Raw genomic sequence first — 19,560 nt, 5'->3', positions numbered from 1 at the left:
CGCTCGTGGCCTCTGACGGGTCGGGAATGGCGTTCATGGTGATCAGCCGTCGTCCTTCGCTGGGGCGGGTCTGCCTGAGACGGGACCGGAGGAGGGCGGCCGTCATGGCCGCCTCCCTCCGGCACCCGCTCCTAGTGGCTCTCGGCCTGCGGGGGCAGGGCCGCGACGACCGGGTGGTCCTTCTCGATCTTGCCGACCTTGGAGGCGCCGCCGGGCGACCCCAGGTCCTCGAAGAAGTCCACGTTCGCCTTGTAGAAGTCCTTCCACTGCTCGGGCAGGTCGTCCTCGTAGAAGATGGCCTCCACCGGACAGACGGGTTCGCACGCGCCGCAGTCAACGCATTCGTCGGGGTGGATGTAGAGCATCCGCTCACCCTCGTAGATGCAATCGACGGGGCACTCCTCGATGCACGCCTTGTCCAGGACGTCCACGCAAGGCTGCGCGATGACGTAGGTCACCTCGGGCTCCTTCTTCTTTACGCACCTAGGCACGACTTCGACCGCGAGTTGCTACGCCCTAGTATTGCCGTGCCTGCCATGTGTCTGAAACGGGAGGGGGCAAAAGCCGATGGCCCTTGGTTTCAGCGCTCGCCTGAACATCACCATAACCCCTTCCGACGTGGGCAAAAGAGTCACCACTCGGAGACGGGTTCCTGAAGGGTTCCGCGACGCGGTGGGTGAGCTGGAGTTCTGGCGCGACGGCGTGCTCGGCGTGCGCAGGCGAAACGGCGTCCTGGTGGAAATCGACGAGGAGACGCTCGCCGCGGCGAAGGTCGTCCCGGAATCCCCGCGAACCCCGCACCCGCGCGCGTGACCGGCCCGGAGTCCCCTCGCCCGCGCGTGTGACCGGGGCCGCCCACCCGGCCGACCTCGGGCACCGGCTCTCGGGCACCCGACCCGGGCACCGACTTTCGGGCACCGGCTCTCGGGCACCGGCGGAGTCCCCGCGCGGCGCGTGCGGACGACGGCCGGACCCCGCCGGGTAAGCCGCTCGCCAAGACACGTGTAAGCCGTTCGCCAATAAGGGCCGCGCCTGCTCGACCAGACGAATGACAGCGGAGAGTATTCCGTTCGTGACCGTACGTACCAGCGCCGCAGCCGCCGTGATCCTCACGGCCACGATCGCCGGATGTGGCGCCCCGGCTCCTCAGAACGTCCAATTCCCGCCCCTCAACACGCAGGCCGCCTCCCTGAAGGAGGGCTTCTCGACAATGGAGCGCCTCGTCGAGGCGGCCAGGAAGGAGGGGGCTCTCACGGTGATCGCGCTGCCGCGCGACTGGGTGAACTACGGCGAGATCATCGACACCTTCTCCGAGGAGTACGGGATCAAGGTCAACCAGCTGGAGCCCGACGCCAGCAGCGCGAGGGAGATCGCGGCCGCGGCCACGCTCAAGCCGGACGTGTTCGACCTGAGCATGGACGTCGCCGCGGCCAAGTCCGCCCTCTTCGCCCCGTACAGGGTCCAGGGCTGGCAGGACATCCCCGACCGGCTGAAGGACCACAGGGGCCTCTGGTACGCCGGGTACGGCGGCTACATGTCCATCGGCTACGACCCGAATAAGGTGGCGGCCCCCGCGTCCTTCTCCGACCTGCTCAAACCGGGACACAGAGTCGCGCTTCCCGGCGACCCCCGGGAGGTGTCCGCGGCCTTCAACGGGGTGATGGCAGTCTCCCTGCGGGGCGGCGAGGCGAGGGCCGAGCGGGGTGTGGAGTTCTTCCACCGCCTCAAGGGCGAGGGCAATCTCGCGGCCACGCCCAAGGCGGCCTCGGTGCTCGTCGACTGGGACTACCACAACGCCGAGCGGGCCGCCGTCGACAAGGCGTGGAAGGTCGCGATTCCCGGTGACGCCGTGCTCGGCTCGTACTACGTCCAGGCCATCAACAAGCAGGCCCCGCACCCGGCCGCGGCCCGGCTCTGGCAGGAGTTCCTGTTCTCCGACAAGGGTCAGAACCTGTTCCTGAAGGGCTATGCCCGCCCGGCCAGGATGGAGGCCCTGCAGATGCGCGGCACCCTTGACCGCGAGCTGGCCGCGAAACTGCCCGCGACCAGCGCGAAGCCCGTGATCCTCTCCATCCCGGAGATCGACAGGGCCAGGGCCTACCTTCAGCGCGAATGGGTCAAGAAGGTGAGATGAACCTGAGGCTGCCGAGACTGATATGTCGTGACTTCCCAGAGGCTCTAAAGTGTCTGGAGAGGCCGACAGAGGCCTCGCGTCTCAGAATGTGAGCTGATCGTCTTGCGATACGACACCCCGAGCTCGATGAGGTGGAGCGCTCGCGCCTATGACAGCAGCTTTGGGTACGTTTCAGCGCACGGCGCCCCCCTGGTCGAGCTTCTCGACCCGCAACCGGGGGAGCGCATCGTGGATCTCGGCTGCGGCACCGGGATGCTGACGGCCGAGATCACCTCCCGGGGCGCCCGCGTCCTGGGGATCGACGGCTCGCAGGCGATGATCGAGAAGGCCCTGGCCCAGTATCCGGGGCTGGACTTCATCGTCGGCGACGGCCGCGACTTCACGGTGGCCCAGCCGTACGACGCGGTCTTCTCCAACGCCGCCCTGCACTGGATGGGCCGGGAGCCGGACGCGGTGATCACCAGTGTCCGCGAGGCCCTCACCCCGGGCGGGCGGTTCGTGGCCGAGATGGGCGGCGCGGGCAACTGCGCCGCGCTGACGGCGGCGCTGTCCACCGCCTGGCGGGAGTACGGGCTGCGCGAGCCCGACCTGCCGTGGTACTTCCCCACCCCCGCCGAGTACGCCACGCGGCTGGAGAAGGGCGGCTTCACCGTCCGCCTGCTGGAATACTTCGACCGGCCGACCCCGCTCGACGAGTGCCCCGGCGGGGCGGCCGACTGGGTCCGCATGTTCGCGGGTTCGCTGCTCAAGGAGGTGCCCGCGGAGATGATCGACCCGCTGCTCCGCCGGGTGAACGAGCTGGCGGCCCCCGCCCTCCGGCGGGAGAGCGGTTGGATGGCCGACTACGTGCGACTGAGGTTTGCGGCCGTACGCCGCTGAACCGACCCAATGTGCCGCGGCGATTTGCCAGACTATGGTCTGTTCCATGAGTCTCGTTCCCCGGCCACATGGAGTGACTCGGGCGGCTTGAGGGGCTGGTGAAGGGAACGGATGAACTTCTGTCTGAGTGACCTCGTGCCGCCGCTGCGCTGGAGCGACGCGGCCACGATCCCACTTCTGCGCGAACAGCCCGACCTACCGGACGCTTGGTGGCGGAGCCTGCCGATGGCCCGCGTGCTCGCCGTACTGGGCCCGGAGAGGCTGGCCGACATCCTCGCCTCGGTCGCCCTGAACCACTGGCCGGCCGCCGCCGTGGGTGACGTGCTCCCCGCCCTGCACGTCCTGGACCCGGACGACGCGGACGAGCCCTGCACGGCCATCGCCCTCGACCGGGCCGGGTCCTGGCCGGGCCTTCTCGCGCTGACCGGCCACGACCTGCGCGACCAGCCGTTCATCCAGCCGGTCCCGCTGCTGCACGCCCTCTTCACGGCGGTCTTCACGCGCCTGGCGGCCCCCGCACACGCGGTCCCGGTCCCGGCGACGCCCACCGCCGGAGCCGCCCGGACGCCCGTCTCCCCGCGTGAGACCTCCGAGTCCTCCCCCGAGCCGGTGGTCTCCCCCGAGCCGGTGGCCTCCCCCGCGCCCGCCGCGAGCGAGCCCGCCGGAAACCGATCCGCCGCGAGCGAGCCCGCCGCCGAGGATCTCCCGGAGCAGGACGCTCCGCCCGTCGCGGCCCACTCCGGGAACGCGCCGGAGCCGGAGGCCCTCGCCGAGCCCGTGGCCCTGCCGAAGCGCAAGCCCCCCCGGGAGCGCGACGCCCTGCCGGTGCCCGAGGCCCGTCGCACGGCGGATCCGGACGCCGGCCCCCGGGAGGCCCCCGGGTCGCTCTTCCAGCCCGCCTCGGCGAGGAGGAACCGGCCGTCGAGCACCTCCGAGGGGGAAGAGCGGTTCGCGCCCGCCCCCGAGGACGTGAGGGCCGCAGAGGCCGGGTTCGCCGCAGAGGCCGGACCCGCGGAGACGGAGGCCGTCTCCGCGGCAGGGCCCGCCGGAGCGGGAGCCGTCGCCGGGACCGGGCCCGCGGAGGCGGAGGCCGTCTCCGAGGCCGAGCCCGTCGCCGGGCCCGCGGCCGAATCCGGGGACGGCCGCGAGGACGACCGGGCGGGCGACCCCGTGCCCGCCGGCGCCCCCGAGGCGGAGGACACCCCCGAGGTGAAGGACGTTCCCGAGGTGGAGGACGTCCCCGAACCGGTCGCGGAGAGTCACGAGGACCACGGGCACGCCGAGGACCACGAGGACGCGGAGGACCACCAGGACGACGGAGCCGCGCGCCCGCCGGTGCGGCCGGCGCCGAAGAGCCTGCACGCGCTGGTGGACGGCGTCTTCGCCAACGTGGAGGACAAGCGCTGGGCGGTGGCGCAGAACAGGCTGTTCAGCGACGCCCCGGCGACCGTGGAGGCGCTGGCCAAGCTCTTCGCGGTGCCCCCGGAGGTCATCGGCGACATCGAGGCCGACCTGCGCCGGGAGCTCGACGAGTGGACCGCCTCCGAAGAGGCCGCCCCGTACCGGGAGCACCTGGAGGAGGTGAAGGGGATCCTCGGCAAGGCCGCGCCCAGGGAGCGGCTGATCAACGCGGTCCCCTGGCACGCCCAGGAGCTGCACTCCCTCGACGTACCGGCCTGGCAGTTCGTGCTGGCCACCCTCCCCGGCTACCACCTGGTCGACGAGTGGCTGGTGGAGGGCGACATCACCGAGCTGCGCCACCGCACCCGCGACATGATCAGCGGCGCCAAGCCGCCGCTCACCATCAACAAGGCCCTCGACATGGTCTCCTCGCTGGGCATCCACCCCGAGGTGTCCAAGGAGTGGCTGGAGAACGTCCCGCAGCTCCGGATCCTCGGCGCGGGCGAACGGCCTCCCCAGCGCTCGAACGGCGCCCCGGCCCTGACCGCGGAGAAGCCCGGCGACCTGAGCGGCGGGGCCGGCGGGATCGGCGGGGCGAACGGCGGGAGCTCCGGGCAGGAGCCGAGGAAGGCGCCGTTCCGCCCGCTGAAGGACGTCTCGCTGACCAGGCGCTGCTTCCGGCAGCCGGACGGCCGCTGGTGGCTGAGGATCGACGTCACCCCGGAACACCTCGGGGGCGCCGAGTGCCCGCTGCCCAGCGGGTTCGCCGCCTACCTCGGGATGTCGCCAGGTGACGGCCGTACGGTCAGCAGCGCGGTCGGGGAGCTGGTCCTCAGCTGGCAGGACAGGCCCGTGCTGGAGTCGCTCATGACGCTCCTGGAGGACGTGGGCGCCAAGGAGGGCAGCCACCTGTTCCTCACCCTGTCGGACGAGGGCGTGCTGCGGGCCAGGCACCTGCCGGCCGCGGGCGAGGAGGTGGAGGCGACGGCGCGGGCACTGCGGCTCGTCGGCTACACCGCGACGGGCGGCACCCCCGAGCAGGCCGGGCGGGTGATCGCCACCCGGGTCGGCATGACGGGACCCGTGGCCACCCCGGAACTCCTCACCCGGCTGCGAGAACGCGGGGACCGCGATCTCCTGTCGCTGTTGGCCTGACCCATGCCCCGCCTCGCCATCTCCCCGGACTTCCCCGTCGAACTCGGCGCCCTGGCCCAGCCGGTGCGCCGGGACGTCGTGGTCTCGGCGCGCAGGTTCCTGCAGAACGTGGCGGGCGCTCCGCACCCCGAGCGGGTCAGGGGGGCGAGGGACCCCCGGGTGGCGACCCTGAGGCTGGCCGACCGGCACCGGGGCGTCGTGGTCAAGCAGCGGGACGTCTACTGGCTGCTGACCGTGCTGCCGGACGCGGAGGCGTGGGCGTACGCGCAGCGCTACCGGTTCGGCGTCAACACGGCGCTGGGCGTGGTCGAGATGTGGGACGCCGAGGCGCTGGACCGGGTGCGGCCCGCGGTGCGCAGGGCGGCCGAGGCGTCCGCGACGCGGCTGTTCTCCGACTTCTGCGACAGCGACCTGGCCGAGCTGGGGGTCGACGGCCGGTTCCTGCCGCTGGTCAGGCAGATCACCGACCAGCTCACCCTGGAGGCTCTCGAACCGCTGCTGCCCCCGACGCAGTACGAGCCGCTGGCGGCGCTCGCCAGGGGCGAGTCGATGGCCGGGGCCTGGCGGGAGCTGGAGAACTGCCGCGCCGTCGCCGCGGACCCCGAGCCGATCAATCCCGAGGACTTCGGTGCCGCGCTCCTGCGCAGCCCGGACCGCGCCGTCTTCACCGACGACCCGCGCGAGCTGAACCGCGTGCTCGACGCGCCGGGCTGGTGCGTGTTCCTGCACCCGCCGCAGCACCGGCTGGCGTACTGGGAGTCCTACCAGCAGCCGACGCTGGTCACCGGCGGCGCGGGCACCGGCAAGACGCTCGTCGCCCTGCACAGGGCGGCCTACCTGGCCGGGCGCGCGAGCGGGCAGATCCTGCTCGTCACCTTCTCCCAGGGGCTGAGCGCCGAGCTCGCGGCCAGGCTCGACCAGCTGATCGAGGACGAGGTGATCCGCAAGCGGATCGAGGTCGGCAACGTGGACCGGCTGGCCCACCGCATCGTCGCCGAGGCCGAGGGCCGCCCGCCCGCCCTGGTCGGCGCCGCCGAGCTGACCGCGCTCTGGGAGGAGACCGAGACCGGTCACAGCCCGGCGTTCCTGCTGCGCGAGTGGGAGCAGGTCGTCCTGGCGCAGAACCTGCGGACCCTGGACGAGTACCTGGACGCCCCCCGCCCGGGCCGCAGCGTCGAGCTGGCGGCCGGGGAGCGCACCTCGGTGTGGAAGGCCATCGAGCACGTCACCGGGCAGCTGCGCGAGCGCGGCAAGCGGACCCTGCTGCAGCTGGCCTCCGAGGCGTCGACGCTGCTCGGCCAGACGACCGGGGACCTGCTGGAGGAGACGGAGCCGGCGCGGGAGCCGTACCGGCACATCGTGGTGGACGAGGCGCAGGACCTGCACCCGGCGCAGTGGCGGCTGTTGCGGGCGGCGGTGCCGCACGCCCGCGACGACATGTTCATCGTGGGCGACCCGCACCAGCGCATCTTCGACACGCGGGTGACGCTCGGCGCCGTCGGGATCGACGCGATCCAGCAGCGCCTGCGGGTGTCGTACCGGCTTCCCCGGGAGATCCTGTCCTGGGGGGTCCGGCTGCGCGGGGGCGGTCCCGCCGACGGGCTCGTCAAGGGTGTGCAGGAGCTTTACGGCTTCAGGGGCACCCGGCACGGGCTCCGGCCGATGGTCCGCGCCTACGATTCACCGCAGGATGAGCTGACGGGTCTGGTGGCACAGGTGGGACAGTGGGTGAATGAGGGTGTGACGCCCGAGGAGATAGCGGTGGCCGCCAGGACCGCCGGCCTCGTGCGTGACGCACGGGCCGCTCTGCGTGATCTGGGGGTACGGGTGACGACACTGCACGCCATGAAGGGGCTGGAGTTCCGGCGGGTCGCGGTGATCGGCGTGGCCGACGGGATCGTGCCCGACCCCGACTCCCTGACCCCGGTCGGCGAGGATCCCGCCGCCAGAGCACATGATCTCCAGCGGGAACGCGGCCTGCTCTACGTGGCCTGCACCCGGGCGAGGGAACTCCTCTACGTTTCTCATTACGGACGGGCCAGTCCCTTCCTTCCTACCTGACCACATAGTCTGAACTGCGGATATATTCCCCTTTGCCGGTTGGACCTCAATGAACCTCAGCCTGAGCGACATCGCGCCACCCTTGCGCTGGACCTCTCCCGGCCAGGTAGCGCCGATCGCGGCCGACCCCCGCCTCCCCGAGGCGTGGTGGCAGGCGCTTCCGCTCGACACCGCCTGCTCGACCATCGGGACGTCCGAGGTCGCCGGTCGCCTGACCGACCTCGCCCTGGCGTGCTGGGGTCACCTGATGCTCGGTGACGTTCTGCCCCTGCTCAGGTTCGCCGACCCCGCCGCGAGCGTCCGCACGCCCGAAGGGCTCGGCCGCGAGGTGGTGCACAAGCTGTTCACCGGGGTGCTGGAGCGACTGCTCGAACCGGTCACCGAGGAGAGCGTCGCCAGGATCCGCCCCTCCCGGCCCGACCGGCCGCTGCCCGAGCTGATCGACGAGGTCTTCGCCACGCTGGACGAGCGGCAGCGGGCCATCGCCAGGGACCGGCTGTACGCCTCCCAGCGGGCCACGCTCGACGACCTCGCCCAGCGGTTCTCGGTCACCAGGGAGCGCATCCGGCAGATCGAGCGCGACCTGCGCGACCACGTCGAGGCCTGGCTCGCCAAGGACGACGCGGCGCCGCTGATCGCCCACGTGTCGTGGCTGCGGGGCCGGCTGGGCTCCGCCGTGCCCGCCGACGACCTGGCCGCCGCCGTGCCGTGGCACCGCACCGAGCTGGCCACGCTGGGCATCCCCTCCTGGCGGTTCGTACGGACCCTGCTGACCGGCTACGAGCAGGTGGACGGCTGGCTGGTCGCCGGGGGGGCGGACGAGCTCAGGGAGAAGACCCGGCAGCTGTTCACCGACGGGCCGCGCCCGCTGGACGAGGCCGTGACAATGGCCAGCCAGCTCGGCATCCGCGAGGACGTGGCCGAGCGCTGGCTCATCGCGGTGCCCCAGCTGCGGGTGCTGGAGAACCACGTGGTCCCGTGGCCGCGCAGCGTCAACGACAAGGCCGAGGCCGTGCTGGCGGTGGCGGGCGGCCCGCTGACGCCAGAGGAGATCCAGGAACGCATCGGCGAGGACTACAGCCTCGTCGGCATCCGCAACCAGCTCACCGCCGACGACCGCTTCCTGCGGGTCGACCGGAACAAGTACGGGCTGTCGCGCTGGGGCGGCGAGCAGTATCTGGGCATCCGGGAGATGATCGTCAGGGAGATCGAGCGGTCCAACGGCGAGGCGTCGGTCAACACGATCGTCACCAACCTCACCGGGCGCTACGACGTGAGCGAGAGCTCGGTCCGCGCGTACGCGGGCGGGCCCGGCTTCGAGCGCACGCAGCGCGGGTGGATCAGGGTGGCCGGGGCCGAGCAGGCCGACTACCAGCCGCGCCGGGACGTCTCGGAGACCCGGCGCTGCTTCCGCAGCCGCGACGGGCGCTGGTGGCACCGGGTGGACGTCAACGCCGAGCACCTGCGCGGCTCGGGTTCCCCGCTGCCGACCGGCTTCGCCGCGCACCTGGGCATGGCCCCCGGCGGCCAGCTGACCGCCTCCACCCCGTCGGGGGACGTGGTGATCAGCTGGCACAACCAGCCGACCATGGGGTCCATCCGCCCCGTCCTGATCGCCGCCAACGCCTCCGAGGGCGACCACGTCTTCCTCACGGTCTCCGACGGCGGCGAGCTGCTCACCCGCTACCTGCCCGCGGCCTCGCCGGCCCTGCCCGCGCTGAACCGGGCGCTGCACCTGATCGGCTACACGGCGCCGGTGGCGTCGGAGGCCGAGGGCATCCGCCTGATCGGCGCCCGCATCGGCCTGCCGGAGGGCTGCACCCGCGAGGAGGTGATCGCCCGCCTGCGCGACCGGGGCGACCGCGAGATCCTCGCCTTCCTCGAGGGCTGAGCGTCGCGCCCCGGGCCCGGACACGACCGGGCCCGGGTGGGCTTCCACGCGGTGGGGCCGGACAGGATTGCGTAGGCTCGACCCATGCTGAGCCTGTATGACACGCGGAATCGCCGGGTTGAGCGGATCGTTCCCGAGGGGACCCGCTCCCTGCGGATGTACACCTGCGGCCCGACCGTCTACCGGTCGGCCCACGTGGGCAACCTCCGGGCCTACCTGCTGTCGGACCTGATCAGGCGGGTCAGCGAGCGGCAGCGGGTCCGGGTGGTGGCCTGCCGCAACATCACCGACGTCGGGCACCTGGTGGACGACACCGCGATCGACCCCTCGGGCGAGGACAAGGTGCTCGCCCAGGCCAGGGCCGAGGGGCGGAGCGTCCTGGAGGTCGCGCGGTTCTACGAGGACGCCTTCGTGGCGGACACGACCGCGCTGAACATCCGCCCGCCCGAGCACTCGCCCCGGGCGAGCGAGACGATCGACCTGATGATCGAGATGATCGCCAAGCTGATCGAGAAGGGGCACGCGTACGCGGTGCCCGACGGGTCGGTCTTCTTCGACGCCGCCTCCTTCCCGACGTACGGGGAGATCTCCGGCAACCGGCTCGACCGGCTGAGGCCGGGCCACCGGATCGAGGCCGTCGACCCGCGCAAGCGGTTCCACGCCGACTGGGCGCTGTGGAAGCCCTCGGACCAGGGACTGACCTGGGAGACCCCGTGGGGCCGCGGCTTCCCCGGCTGGCACATCGAGTGCTCGGCCATGTCGCTGCGGTTCCTCGGCGAGCGCATCGACCTGCACACCGGCGGGATCGACCTGCGCTTCCCGCACCACGAGGACGAGCGCGCCCAGTCCGACGCCACCGCCGGGCACGAGGTGGTGCGCCACTGGGTGCACGGCGAGCACCTGCTCTTCGACGGGCGCAAGATGTCGAAGTCCACCGGCAACGTGGTCCTGCTCAAGGACGTGGCGGACGCGGGCCTCGACCCGCTGGCCGTGCGGCTGGCGCTGCTGGAGCACCGCTACCGCCAGCAGATGAACCTCACCTGGGACACCCTGCGGGCCGCCGACAAGACCCTGCGGCGCTGGCGCGGCCAGGTGGCCGAGTGGTCGGAGTCGCCGAGCGGCCCGATGCCCGCCGACCGGGTCTCCCGGGTCGAGGCCGCCTTCGACGACGACCTCGACACCCCGCTGGCGCTGCGGCTCCTGCGCGAGCTGGAGCGCGACGACTCGATCTCCCCCGGTTCCCGCTTCGAGGCGTTCCTGCACCTCGACCAGGTCCTCGCCCTGGACCTCTCCCTCGACATCGGCAGGACGGTCAGGCCGAGAAGCCTGCCCGAGGGCGCCACCGAGCTGCTGGAGCGGCGCGCGCGGGCCCGCGACGCCAGGGACTGGGCCGCCTCCGACAGCCTCCGCGACGAGCTGGCCGCCCTCGGCGTGAAGGTCACCGACACCCCGGAGGGCCAGACCTGGGCCTGACGTCCGCCCCGCCGGGAGGGACGAAAGCAGCAGATCACTCGTAATGTCGGTCGCGACCGATAGCGTCCTGATCATGAGTGAGATCGTCGTCGCCGTACGACCCGGCACGATCGCGGATGTGGACGGGATCGTCGCCTGCAGTTCCGCGCTGTTCGCCGAGGACGCCGGGACCCGTGACCCCGCACTGAACGTGAACTGGCCCCAGGAGCACGGGCGGGCCCGCTTCGTGGACGCGCTGGACGATCCGGACCGCCTGGTGATGGTCGCCGAGGACGGCGGCCGGATCGTCGGCCACCTGACCGGGACCCTGTCCGGGCCCACCGCGATGCGGCCGGTCACCGTGGCGACGCTGGGAAGCATGTACGTCGAGCCGTCCTACCGCGGCCGGAAGATCGGGTCCAGGCTGGTGGAGGAGTTCAGGCAGTGGGCCCGCCACCACGGCGCCAGGTACGCCGGGGTGACCGCCTACGCGAGCAACGAGGCGGCCGTCCGCTTCTACCGGACCAACGGCTTCGCCGTGCAGTCCACGGTCCTGGAGACGGTGCTGTAGGGCCGGCGGGAACGTGCCAGGCCCGGAAGACCCGCGGCGCGGGCGGGTGACGCGCGGGATCGAGGGCGGGCAGGGGCGGTATGGACGGGAAGCGACGGGCGTTAGGTGTTGAATTGCCGGGTGACAAACATCGCGCCCACCGGCGCCCAGCACACCATCGCGGCCGGCGGCTTCCAGGCCGTCATCACCGAGCTCGGGGCGGGCCTCAGAAGCCTCACCCTCGACGGCGGGCCGCTCGTCGTCGACTTCCCCGAGGACCAGTCCCCGCTCGGCGGGGCGGGGCTGCCGCTGCTGCCCTGGCCGAACAGGGTCGAGGACGGCCGCTACACCTTCGACGGCGAGGACCGGCAGCTCGCGCTGAGCGAGCCCAAGACCGGCAACGCGATCCACGGCTTCTCCCGGTCGTTCCCCTGGCGGGTCCTGTCCCGCGACGACGCCTCGATCCGGCTGGGGCTGCGGCTGTTCCCCCAGCTCGGCTACCCGCACGTCCTCGACCTCTCCATCCGGTACGCCCTGGGCGCCGACGGCCTGGAGGTCGAGGTGGGCGCGGAGAACGTCGGCGCCACCGACGCGCCGTACGGCTTCGGAGCCCACCCCTACCTGTCCCTCGGCACCCTCTGCGCCCTCGACGACGCCCTCCTGGAGCTGCCCGCCGCCCAGTGGATCGCGGTGAACGACCGGAAGATCCCCACCGGCCGCCACGACGTCAAGGGCACCGAGTACGACTTCAGGACCGCCCGCCCGATCGGCGGGACGGAACTCGACACGGCGTTCACCGATCTGGAGCGCGGCGCCGACGGGCGGGTGCGGGTCACGCTGGCCGGCCCGGACGGGACCGGGGTCGAGCTGTGGGCGGGCGAGGGCGTCGAGTGGCTCCAGCTCTACACCGGCGACACCCTGCCGGAGGGCCACCGCCGCCAGGGGCTGGCGGTGGAGCCGATGACCTGCCCGCCGAACGCCTTCCGCACCGGAGAGGACGTCATCCGGCTGGCCCCCGGCGACCGCGCCGTGCACCACTGGGGAATCGGCCCGATCTGACGGCCGGCGCCCGGCCGTCGGACCGGGCCTCGTAGGAGCGGCCCGCCAAAGGCGCGGAAGGCTCTTCCGGGAATGAGCAGAAGGCCCCTGGTCAGGAGGGGCCTGCCAGCGTCGCGGGAAGACCCCCGGGAGAGTTCCGGGGAAGGGCCCCTGGTCAGGGAGGGGCCCGCCAAGGTCGCGGGAAGACCCTCAGGAGAGTTCGGTGGGGCTGACGAGGATGCCGTCCTCGTCGCTGTAGAGCCAGGCGCCGGGGGTGAAGACGACCTCGCCGAAGGTGACCGGCACGTCGAGCTCGCCGGTGCCCTCCTTGGCACTCTTGGCCGGGTTCGAGCCGATTGCCTTGACCCCCAGGTCCAGTCCGGCGAGGGCGGCCGTGTCACGGACGGCACCGTTGACGACGACGCCGGACCAGCCGTGCGAGACGGCGGAGGCGGCGATGACGTCGCCCATCAGGGCGGTGCGCAGGGATCCCGCGCCGTCCACGACCAGCACTCGGCCCTCGCCCGGGGTGGCCAGGACCCGCTTGACGAGGGCGTTGTCCTCCAGGCAGCGGACGGTCGCGATCGGCCCGGCGAACCGGGGACTCGGGCTGTAGGAGCGGAACTGGGTCAGGCAGCTCGCGACCGCCGAGCCGTGGGCGTCGACCAGGTCGGCCGTGGAAAGTCTCATGCGTGCATCTTCACAATTACGGCTGCGCCGACACCACGGGGGTGGTGCCACACTTGCGGGAGCTTGTCGCCTAGGAGGTTTTTGTGAGGTTTCGCCCGTACGCCTGGATGCCCCGCCCGCTCACGTGGCTGGCACGGGTGCTCACCGTGTTTCTGGTGCTCGGGCTGCTACTCGCCGGAGCGGGCGTGTGGAGCGTGCGGGCGTCGTTCCCGCAGCTCGACGGCGAGCTCAAGGTGAGAGGCTTGAAGGGGAAAGTCACCGTATATCGCGATAAGACGGGTATCCCGCACATCTACGCTGACTCCCCCGACGACCTGTTCCTGGCCCAGGGCTACGTGCACGCCCAGGACCGCTTCTTCGAGATGGACTTCCGCCGCCACGTGACCGCCGGCCGGCTGTCGGAGATGTTCGGCTCGGCGACGCTGACCGAGGACAAAGTCATCCGGACCATGGGCTGGCGGAAGGTGGCCGAGAAGGAGTTGCCGCTGCTCGGCGAGCAGACCCGGCACTACCTGGACGCCTACGCCCGCGGGGTGAACGCCTGGATGGCGCGCAACGACGGCTTCGCCGACAGGAGCCTGGAGTACGTGCTGCTGCGGGCGACCAGCCCGGACTACCGGCCCGAGCCGTGGACCCCGGTCGACTCGCTGGCCTGGCTCAAGGCGATGGCCTGGGACCTGCGCTCCAACATGGCCGACGAGATCGGCCGGGCACTCGCGGCGAGCAAGCTGCCGCGCGGCCGGGTGGAACAGCTCTGGCCCGATTACCCGTACGGCACCCACCAGCCGATCGTCACCCGGGGCTCGGTCGGCGAGCGCGGGTTCGACCAGGGCCAGGAGCCGAAGAAGGTCGACACCGAGCAGTCCGGGGTGGCTCCGGCGACGGGAGCGCTGACCCGGGCGGCCGAGGCCATCCGCGCGGTGCCGAGCCTGATGGGCGACCCGGCGGGCGGCCACGGCATCGGCTCCAACTCGTGGGTGGTCGGCGGTAAGCACACCGCGTCGGGCAAACCGCTGCTCTCCAACGACCCCCACCTGGGGCCGGGCATGCCCTCGGTCTGGTACCAGGCCGGGCTGCACTGCCGCGTCAAGAGCGCCGAGTGCCCGTTCGACGTCACCGGGTTCACCTTCTCCGGCGTGCCGGGCGTGGTCATCGGCCGCAACGACAAGATCGCTTGGGGCTTCACCAACCTGGGCCCGGACGTCGCCGACCTCTACCTGGAACGGGTCAGGAACGACTCGTACCTGTTCATGGGCGAGTGGAAGCCGCTGACCACCAGGACCGAGACGATCAAGGTGGCCGGCGGCGCCGACGTACGGCTCAAGGTGCGCGACACCATACACGGGCCGATCATCTCCGACGTCATGGAGAACGTGAGGAACACGCTCCCGGGCATGGACGCGGTCTTCAAGGAGCAGGCCGACGCGGTCGCGCTCAAATGGACGGCCCTGGAGCCTGGCCGGACCGCTGACGCGATCTTCGCGCTGAACACCGCGCAGGACTGGCAGCAGTTCAGGGCCGCGGCCGGCAGGTTCGAGGTGCCCGCGCAGAACCTGGTCTACGCCGACACCGCGGGCAACATCGGCTACCAGGCCCCCGGGCGGATCCCGGTGCGGAGCCGCGGCGACGGCACCTGGCCGGTGCCCGGCTGGACCGGCGAGTACGCCTGGCAGTCGACGATCCCCTTCAACGAGCTGCCCAGCCTCTACAACCCGCCGGAGGGCTACATCGTGACCGCGAACAACGCGGTCATCGACCCCACCCGCTACCCGTACACCCTCACCAAGGACTGGGCGTACGGATACCGCTCCCAGCGCATCCTTCACCGCCTCCGCGAGGCGGTGAAGGACGGCGGCAAGGTGGACGTGGCCGCGATGAGCGAGTTGCAGCAGGACAGCGACAACGGCCTCGCCCGGTTCCTGGTGCCCAAGCTGCTGGACGTCGAGATGGCCGGGCCCGCCAAGGACGCCCGCGAGCTGCTGCGCGAGTGGGATCGCACGCAGGGCGCGGAGTCGGGGCCCGCCATGTACTTCAACGCCGTCTGGCGGCACCTGCTCGTCGAGACCTTCAACGACGATCTTCCCGAGGGTGCCCAGCCCCAGGGGGGCGACCGCTGGTTCGAGGTCGTCCGGGTCATGCTCGACAAACCGGACGAGGCGTTCTGGAACGACACGGCCACCCCGGGCGCCGAGACCCGCGACGACATGCTGCGGCGGGCGATGGCCAGGGCCTACGACGAGCTGAACGACCTGCTCGGCCCGGACGTCAAGAACTGGCGCTGGGGCGACCTGCACTCCCTGGAGCTCGTCCACCAGAGCTTCGGCACCTCGGGAATCGGCCCGATCGAGTGGCTGTTCAACCGGGGCCCGTTCCCGGTGTCCGGCAGCGACGACGCGGTCAACGCCGCCGGATGGGACGTGCGGGACGGCTACGCGGTGAGCTGGCTGCCGTCCATGCGGATGGTGGTGGACCTGGCGGACCTGGACAAATCCCGGTGGATCAACCTGACCGGCGCCTCCGGCCACGCGTTCCACGACAACTACTGGGACCAGGCGCCGCTGTGGGCGGACGGCGAGACCGTTCCCATGCTCGCCCGCCGGGACTCCGTCGAGAAGGCCGCCACCCACACCCTGACGCTCAGCCCCTGACGGCGCGGAGCCCCTTCCGGGCCGCGGGACGAGCGCGTCCGCGGCCCGGCGGCCCGCCCTTCGGGCCGCCCGCCGTCAGGACGCGGGACGTCAGGACGCGGGACGTCAGGTCATCAGACCGCCGGGTCACCGGGTCACCGGATCGCCAGGCCGTCAGGCCGTCAGGTCGTCAGGTCGTCAGGACGCGGGACTCCCCGATGGCGAGGTCCCACAGGTCGGCGCGGTCCAGCCCGGCCTCCGCCCAGGCCTCCCTGGCCTCCTCCACCGGCGCGAGAAGCGACTCCCCGGACAGCACGAACGTGCCCCAGTGCATGGTCGCCATCCTGCGGGCCCCCACGTCCTGGCAGGCCCGTACGGCCTGCGCGGGATCGACGTGCGCGGCCTTCATGAACCAGCGGGGCTCGAAGGCCCCCACCGGCATCAGGGCCAGGTCGATGCCTCCCGGATAGCGGGCCCCGATCTGGGCGAAGCGCTCGCCGTACCCGGTGTCCCCGGCGAAGTAGATCGTCTGGTCGTCGGAGGCGATCACCCAGCCACCCCAGAGGGACTTGCAGGTGTCCCACACCGACCGGCGGCTCCAGTGGTGGGCGGGGACGAAGTCGAAGCGGACGCCGCCCACCCAGGTGCTCTCCCACCAGTCGAGCTCGGTGACGTCTCGGAACCCGCGCCGGGTGAACCAGGACCTGAGCCCCGCCGGCACGAGGACGGGCGTGGCGCGCGGCAGCCGCCGCACGGTCCGCGCGTCCAGGTGGTCGTAGTGGTTGTGGCTGATCACCACGGCGTCGATCCGGGGCAGGTCAGCCCACGCGACCCCGGGCGGGGTGAGCCGGGGCCGGTGAATGCCGGCGATCTTCCTCGCCCAGACCGGGTCCGTGAGGATGGTCAGCCCGCCGATCTGCACCACGTACGTCGCGTGCCCCACCCAGGTGACGACCGCGTCGGTACCCGTCGCCAGGGGAAGCCCGTCCCGGTGGACCGGGATGCGGTCCTCGTCCCCGACGCCGGGCCGGAGCGTGCCGTGCCAGGCGACCGCCAGCAGTTCCTGGAACGTCGGGATCGGCGAGGTCAGCCGGTCCTTGAAACCACCCGGCCACGACCTCCGCGGCAGGGGCTCGGGCCGCCTCGGCGGCGCCGGTCGCACGGGAGGCGCGGACCCCGTGCAGGGCACCGGCCGCGCGGACCGCTCGGGGAGTTCGGGAGGGCGGGGTGCCGCCCCGGGCACCGCGGCCCGCCGCCCGGCGGGCCGATCCCGGACCGCCCGGCCGGCGGTCCGGCCCAGCTGCCTGAGCGCGCGTACCGGTCGTGTGGTGAAGCGAGCCGACCACCCGGAACGCCGCGGGGGCTCTTCGAGAAGGCCTTCGGGTTCCGCGGGCACGTGGGAGGCGATTGCTGGGTGGGATGTCTGTGACATGGGCGGCCCCCTTCGGTCATCAACAGCTCACCCCTTGTAGATCCCCTCCCAGAGAGATTCATTCCTTTTGCGGGGGTCTAGTGTGAAACCACCAGGGAGATCTGCGGGTGTAGTTGCCGTCCTCCAGGTTCGCCAGCCGCTCGAAGAGGTTCCATGAGGCCTGGTTGCCGCAGATCATCATGGAGACGGCCACCGCGACGAGATAGAGCGGGAGCATCGGCAGGCCCACGCAGCACATGTACTGGGAGGCGTGCCGATCCTCGTGCCTGAGCAGGGCACCGGTGAGGAACCCCTCCGGGTGCTTGGTCAGCACCACGTTGCCCACGGTGAACGCCGAGGCGATCGGGAACCGGAAGCGGTAGCCGTACGCCAGGATCAGCCCGTCGGGCCCGGCGGCCACCCGGGCACGGCCGAGGCGTGCCAGGAGCAGCCCCAGTGGGGTGGACAGGTTGACGTAGTTGAGCGTCCGCCGTACCCGATGCAACCGCCGCATACCGGGATTGTGCGCCATCCGGCCGACCGGCGACAGTGGCTTTTCCCGGCTTTTCCTGGCCTTTTCTGGCCTTTTCTGGCCTTTCCCGGCTTTTCTCGCGTGTGACGAGGCCGTCAGGGAGCGGTCGGGCCCGGCGGTACGGGCGGGGCCTGCGGGCCGGGCGGTACCTGCGGGCCCGGCGGTGCCTGCGGTACGGGCGAGGATCGCGGTCCGGAGCCGTACCCGTGCGGGGTGAGCAGCCACGACCCGGCCATGGCGGCCGACGGCGAGAGCAGAACCCCCGTCACGACCGCCACCAGGCCCCCGTAGAGGTAGAGGTAGCCGGACAGGTCGTTGGCGATGACCAGGTCCCCCTCCGGCCGTGCGGAGATCCAGATCACGGTGACCAGCGCCCAGCCCGCCGTGAACGACAGGGGTGCCGCCTTGCCGTGCGTCATCCGGCCCGCCCCGTAGGTCACCGCGAACAGCAGGGCGAGGCAGCCGATGGCGGAGACCGGGACGGGCCTGACGTACCAGGAGTGCTGGAACCCGCCGAGGACGCCCACCAGGAGCCCGAGCATGACGAGCACGGCGTTGGCCGCCACGGTGACGACCGTCTCCGAGGGCTCGCGCACACCTGGTACCTGCTCCATCACAAGCATCGAGGCTAGTGGATCCCGGCGAAGAGGTCGTCCTCACGGTCGTACGGCTCGCCGAGCCCTCCCGCCTCGACCGGCGCTCCGGGACCGGCGGGCCCCGGCTCGCCGGAGCGGAGGATGAAGTGCTCGACCCCGAGCACCTCCTGGCCGACGTTGTTGGACAGGGCGAACCAGGGCGGGCTCACGCTGATCTGGGTGGCATGCGCCCGCATCGCGTCGATCTTCCGGCCGACGTGGGCGCGGGCGTCGATCTCGGTGGTGACGTCCTTGTCCTCGCAGCCGAACGGCAGGTCGTCGACCGGCTCGGCGAGGAAGGGGGCACCCCTCTCCCGCATCGCCTCCTCGGTCCTGTACATCACGGATCGGGGCATGGCGGTGTGGTAGATCTTGGCGACCCGCCACGGCCCGCCCGCCCCTGAGCCCGCATCGGACCCCGGTCCGGCCCCCGGTCCGGGCCCCGATCCGGATCCCGGTCCGGCTTTCGATCCGGAGACCGCTCCGGGCCCTGATCCGGACACCGGTTCGAACGCCGGGTCGGCGGCCAGCTCGACGGCCCGCCAGGCGACGCGGTGGGCCTGGATGTGGTCGGGGTGACCGTAGAAACCGTTCTCGTCGTAGGTGACGAGCACCTGGGGCCGCACCTCGCGGATGATCCTCACGAGCTCGCCCGCCGCCTCGTCCAGGTCGGCCCGCCAGAAGGCGTTCGCCCTGTGGTTGGAGGCGACGCCCATCATGCCGGAGTCCCTCCAGCGGCCGGGACCGCCCAGGAACCGGTGGTCGGTGACGCCGAGCGCCGCGCAGGCCGCGGCGAGTTCCCCGACGCGATGCTCGCCCAGGGTGTCGTCGCGATCGGCGGCCAGGTGGGCGAGCTCCGGGGGGATCACCTCCCCCTCCTCCCCCAGGGTGCAGGTCACCAGCGTGACGCGCGCGCCCTCGGCGGCGTACCTGGCCATGGTGGCTCCGCTGCCGATCGTCTCGTCGTCCGGATGGGCGTGCACGAGCATCAGGCGCCGATCAGTCATGCGTCCGAGGGTATCGACGCCGCCCATCGTGCGGAACGCCGGATTCCCGGTCCGTCCGCGCCTCGGAAACAAGACACTCGATGCGGAACTGGCAAGA

Annotated in this window: 15 protein-coding genes and 1 pseudogene; 10 read left to right on the top strand and 6 right to left on the bottom strand. The window is 71.9% G+C overall.

Going from position 1 to position 19,560, the window contains the following annotated elements; genetic code table 11:
• Positions 1 to 131 precede the first annotated feature (131 nt).
• On the bottom strand, positions 132 to 458 hold the full coding sequence (gene fdxA / locus ACTOQ1_RS17785; protein ID WP_344902423.1) for a ferredoxin: 327 nt from the start codon (positions 456 to 458) through the stop codon (positions 132 to 134).
• 109 nt (positions 459 to 567) lie between these two features.
• Between fdxA and ACTOQ1_RS17780 the strand changes: the two genes are divergently transcribed.
• The 9 genes from ACTOQ1_RS17780 to ACTOQ1_RS17740 all read left to right on the top strand — a co-directional run bounded on the left by ACTOQ1_RS17780 (position 568) and on the right by ACTOQ1_RS17740 (position 12,582).
• The gene (locus tag ACTOQ1_RS17780) at positions 568 to 813 is read left to right on the top strand and encodes a putative acetyltransferase (protein WP_440068434.1); all 246 of its coding nucleotides are present in this window, start codon (positions 568 to 570) and stop codon (positions 811 to 813) included.
• Positions 814 to 1,072: 259 nt separating this feature from the next.
• On the top strand, positions 1,073 to 2,134 hold the full coding sequence (locus ACTOQ1_RS17775; RefSeq protein WP_440068433.1) for an ABC transporter substrate-binding protein: 1,062 nt from the start codon (positions 1,073 to 1,075) through the stop codon (positions 2,132 to 2,134).
• 126 nt (positions 2,135 to 2,260) lie between these two features.
• Entirely contained in the window at positions 2,261 to 3,013 is a 753-nt protein-coding gene (locus tag ACTOQ1_RS17770) for a class I SAM-dependent methyltransferase (RefSeq protein ID WP_440068431.1), read from the top strand.
• Positions 3,014 to 3,124: 111 nt separating this feature from the next.
• On the top strand, positions 3,125 to 5,569 hold the full coding sequence (locus tag ACTOQ1_RS17765; RefSeq protein WP_440068429.1) for a hypothetical protein: 2,445 nt from the start codon (positions 3,125 to 3,127) through the stop codon (positions 5,567 to 5,569).
• A 3-nt stretch (positions 5,570 to 5,572) separates the two neighbouring features.
• Complete coding sequence (locus ACTOQ1_RS17760; RefSeq protein ID WP_440068428.1) at positions 5,573 to 7,630, top strand: UvrD-helicase domain-containing protein; 2,058 nt, start codon at positions 5,573 to 5,575, stop codon at positions 7,628 to 7,630.
• A gap of 49 nt (positions 7,631 to 7,679) precedes the next feature.
• Positions 7,680 to 9,521 (top strand): sigma factor-like helix-turn-helix DNA-binding protein, encoded by a 1,842-nt coding sequence (locus ACTOQ1_RS17755; protein ID WP_440068426.1) that lies wholly within the window; start codon positions 7,680 to 7,682, stop codon positions 9,519 to 9,521.
• Positions 9,522 to 9,605: 84 nt separating this feature from the next.
• Entirely contained in the window at positions 9,606 to 10,994 is a 1,389-nt protein-coding gene (gene cysS, locus ACTOQ1_RS17750; RefSeq protein ID WP_440068424.1) for a cysteine--tRNA ligase, read from the top strand.
• Positions 10,995 to 11,067: 73 nt separating this feature from the next.
• Positions 11,068 to 11,544: an N-acetyltransferase family protein gene (locus ACTOQ1_RS17745; protein WP_440068422.1), complete on the top strand. Its 477-nt coding sequence runs from the start codon at positions 11,068 to 11,070 to the stop codon at positions 11,542 to 11,544.
• 120 nt (positions 11,545 to 11,664) lie between these two features.
• Positions 11,665 to 12,582 carry an aldose 1-epimerase family protein gene (locus tag ACTOQ1_RS17740; RefSeq protein WP_440068420.1) on the top strand — a complete coding sequence of 306 codons (918 nt, stop codon included), beginning with the start codon at positions 11,665 to 11,667 and terminating at the stop codon, positions 12,580 to 12,582.
• 189 nt (positions 12,583 to 12,771) lie between these two features.
• Here the strand turns inward: ACTOQ1_RS17740 and rraA are convergent, their stop codons facing one another.
• Complete coding sequence (gene rraA / locus ACTOQ1_RS17735) at positions 12,772 to 13,251, bottom strand: ribonuclease E activity regulator RraA (RefSeq protein WP_440068418.1); 480 nt, start codon at positions 13,249 to 13,251, stop codon at positions 12,772 to 12,774.
• Between the two features lie 107 nt (positions 13,252 to 13,358).
• Between rraA and ACTOQ1_RS17730 the strand changes: the two genes are divergently transcribed.
• Entirely contained in the window at positions 13,359 to 15,899 is a 2,541-nt protein-coding gene (locus ACTOQ1_RS17730) for a penicillin acylase family protein (RefSeq protein WP_440068600.1), read from the top strand.
• A 169-nt stretch (positions 15,900 to 16,068) separates the two neighbouring features.
• On the opposite strand, the gene ACTOQ1_RS17725 is transcribed toward ACTOQ1_RS17730, so the two are convergent.
• The 4 genes and pseudogenes from ACTOQ1_RS17725 to mshB all read right to left on the bottom strand — a co-directional run.
• On the bottom strand, positions 16,069 to 17,040 hold the full coding sequence (locus ACTOQ1_RS17725) for an MBL fold metallo-hydrolase (protein ID WP_440068416.1): 972 nt from the start codon (positions 17,038 to 17,040) through the stop codon (positions 16,069 to 16,071).
• Between the two features lie 328 nt (positions 17,041 to 17,368).
• Positions 17,369 to 17,803 carry a hypothetical protein gene (locus ACTOQ1_RS17720; RefSeq protein ID WP_440068415.1) on the bottom strand — a complete coding sequence of 145 codons (435 nt, stop codon included), beginning with the start codon at positions 17,801 to 17,803 and terminating at the stop codon, positions 17,369 to 17,371.
• Positions 17,804 to 17,916: 113 nt separating this feature from the next.
• On the bottom strand, positions 17,917 to 18,444 hold the full coding sequence (locus ACTOQ1_RS17715) for a DUF6113 family protein (protein WP_440068413.1): 528 nt from the start codon (positions 18,442 to 18,444) through the stop codon (positions 17,917 to 17,919).
• 521 nt (positions 18,445 to 18,965) lie between these two features.
• Positions 18,966 to 19,463, bottom strand: a pseudogene (gene mshB / locus ACTOQ1_RS17710) (N-acetyl-1-D-myo-inositol-2-amino-2-deoxy-alpha-D-glucopyranoside deacetylase); the annotation flags it as partial.
• Between the last annotated feature and the right edge of the window lie 97 nt (positions 19,464 to 19,560).

This window comes from Streptosporangium sp. OZ121 (genome assembly GCF_051918885.1).
Classification (GTDB): Bacteria; Actinomycetota; Actinomycetes; order Streptosporangiales; family Streptosporangiaceae; genus Streptosporangium.
This window is presented reverse-complemented; position numbering and strand designations above follow the sequence as displayed.

Bases quoted from the DNA above. Each gene is read 5' to 3' on its own strand.
- ACTOQ1_RS17755 (WP_440068426.1), top strand. From the start codon at position 7,680: ATGAACCTCAGCCTGAGCGACATCGCGCCACCCTTGCGCTGGACCTCT.
- cysS (WP_440068424.1), top strand. From the start codon at position 9,606: ATGCTGAGCCTGTATGACACGCGGAATCGCCGGGTTGAGCGGATCGTT.
- ACTOQ1_RS17720 (WP_440068415.1), bottom strand. From the start codon at position 17,803: ATGCGGCGGTTGCATCGGGTACGGCGGACGCTCAACTACGTCAACCTG.
- ACTOQ1_RS17765 (WP_440068429.1), top strand. From the start codon at position 3,125: ATGAACTTCTGTCTGAGTGACCTCGTGCCGCCGCTGCGCTGGAGCGAC.
- ACTOQ1_RS17715 (WP_440068413.1), bottom strand. From the start codon at position 18,444: ATGCTTGTGATGGAGCAGGTACCAGGTGTGCGCGAGCCCTCGGAGACG.
- ACTOQ1_RS17745 (WP_440068422.1), top strand. From the start codon at position 11,068: ATGAGTGAGATCGTCGTCGCCGTACGACCCGGCACGATCGCGGATGTG.
- ACTOQ1_RS17780 (WP_440068434.1), top strand. From the start codon at position 568: ATGGCCCTTGGTTTCAGCGCTCGCCTGAACATCACCATAACCCCTTCC.
- ACTOQ1_RS17770 (WP_440068431.1), top strand. From the start codon at position 2,261: ATGAGGTGGAGCGCTCGCGCCTATGACAGCAGCTTTGGGTACGTTTCA.
- rraA (WP_440068418.1), bottom strand. From the start codon at position 13,251: ATGAGACTTTCCACGGCCGACCTGGTCGACGCCCACGGCTCGGCGGTC.
- ACTOQ1_RS17730 (WP_440068600.1), top strand. From the start codon at position 13,359: ATGCCCCGCCCGCTCACGTGGCTGGCACGGGTGCTCACCGTGTTTCTG.
- ACTOQ1_RS17760 (WP_440068428.1), top strand. From the start codon at position 5,573: ATGCCCCGCCTCGCCATCTCCCCGGACTTCCCCGTCGAACTCGGCGCC.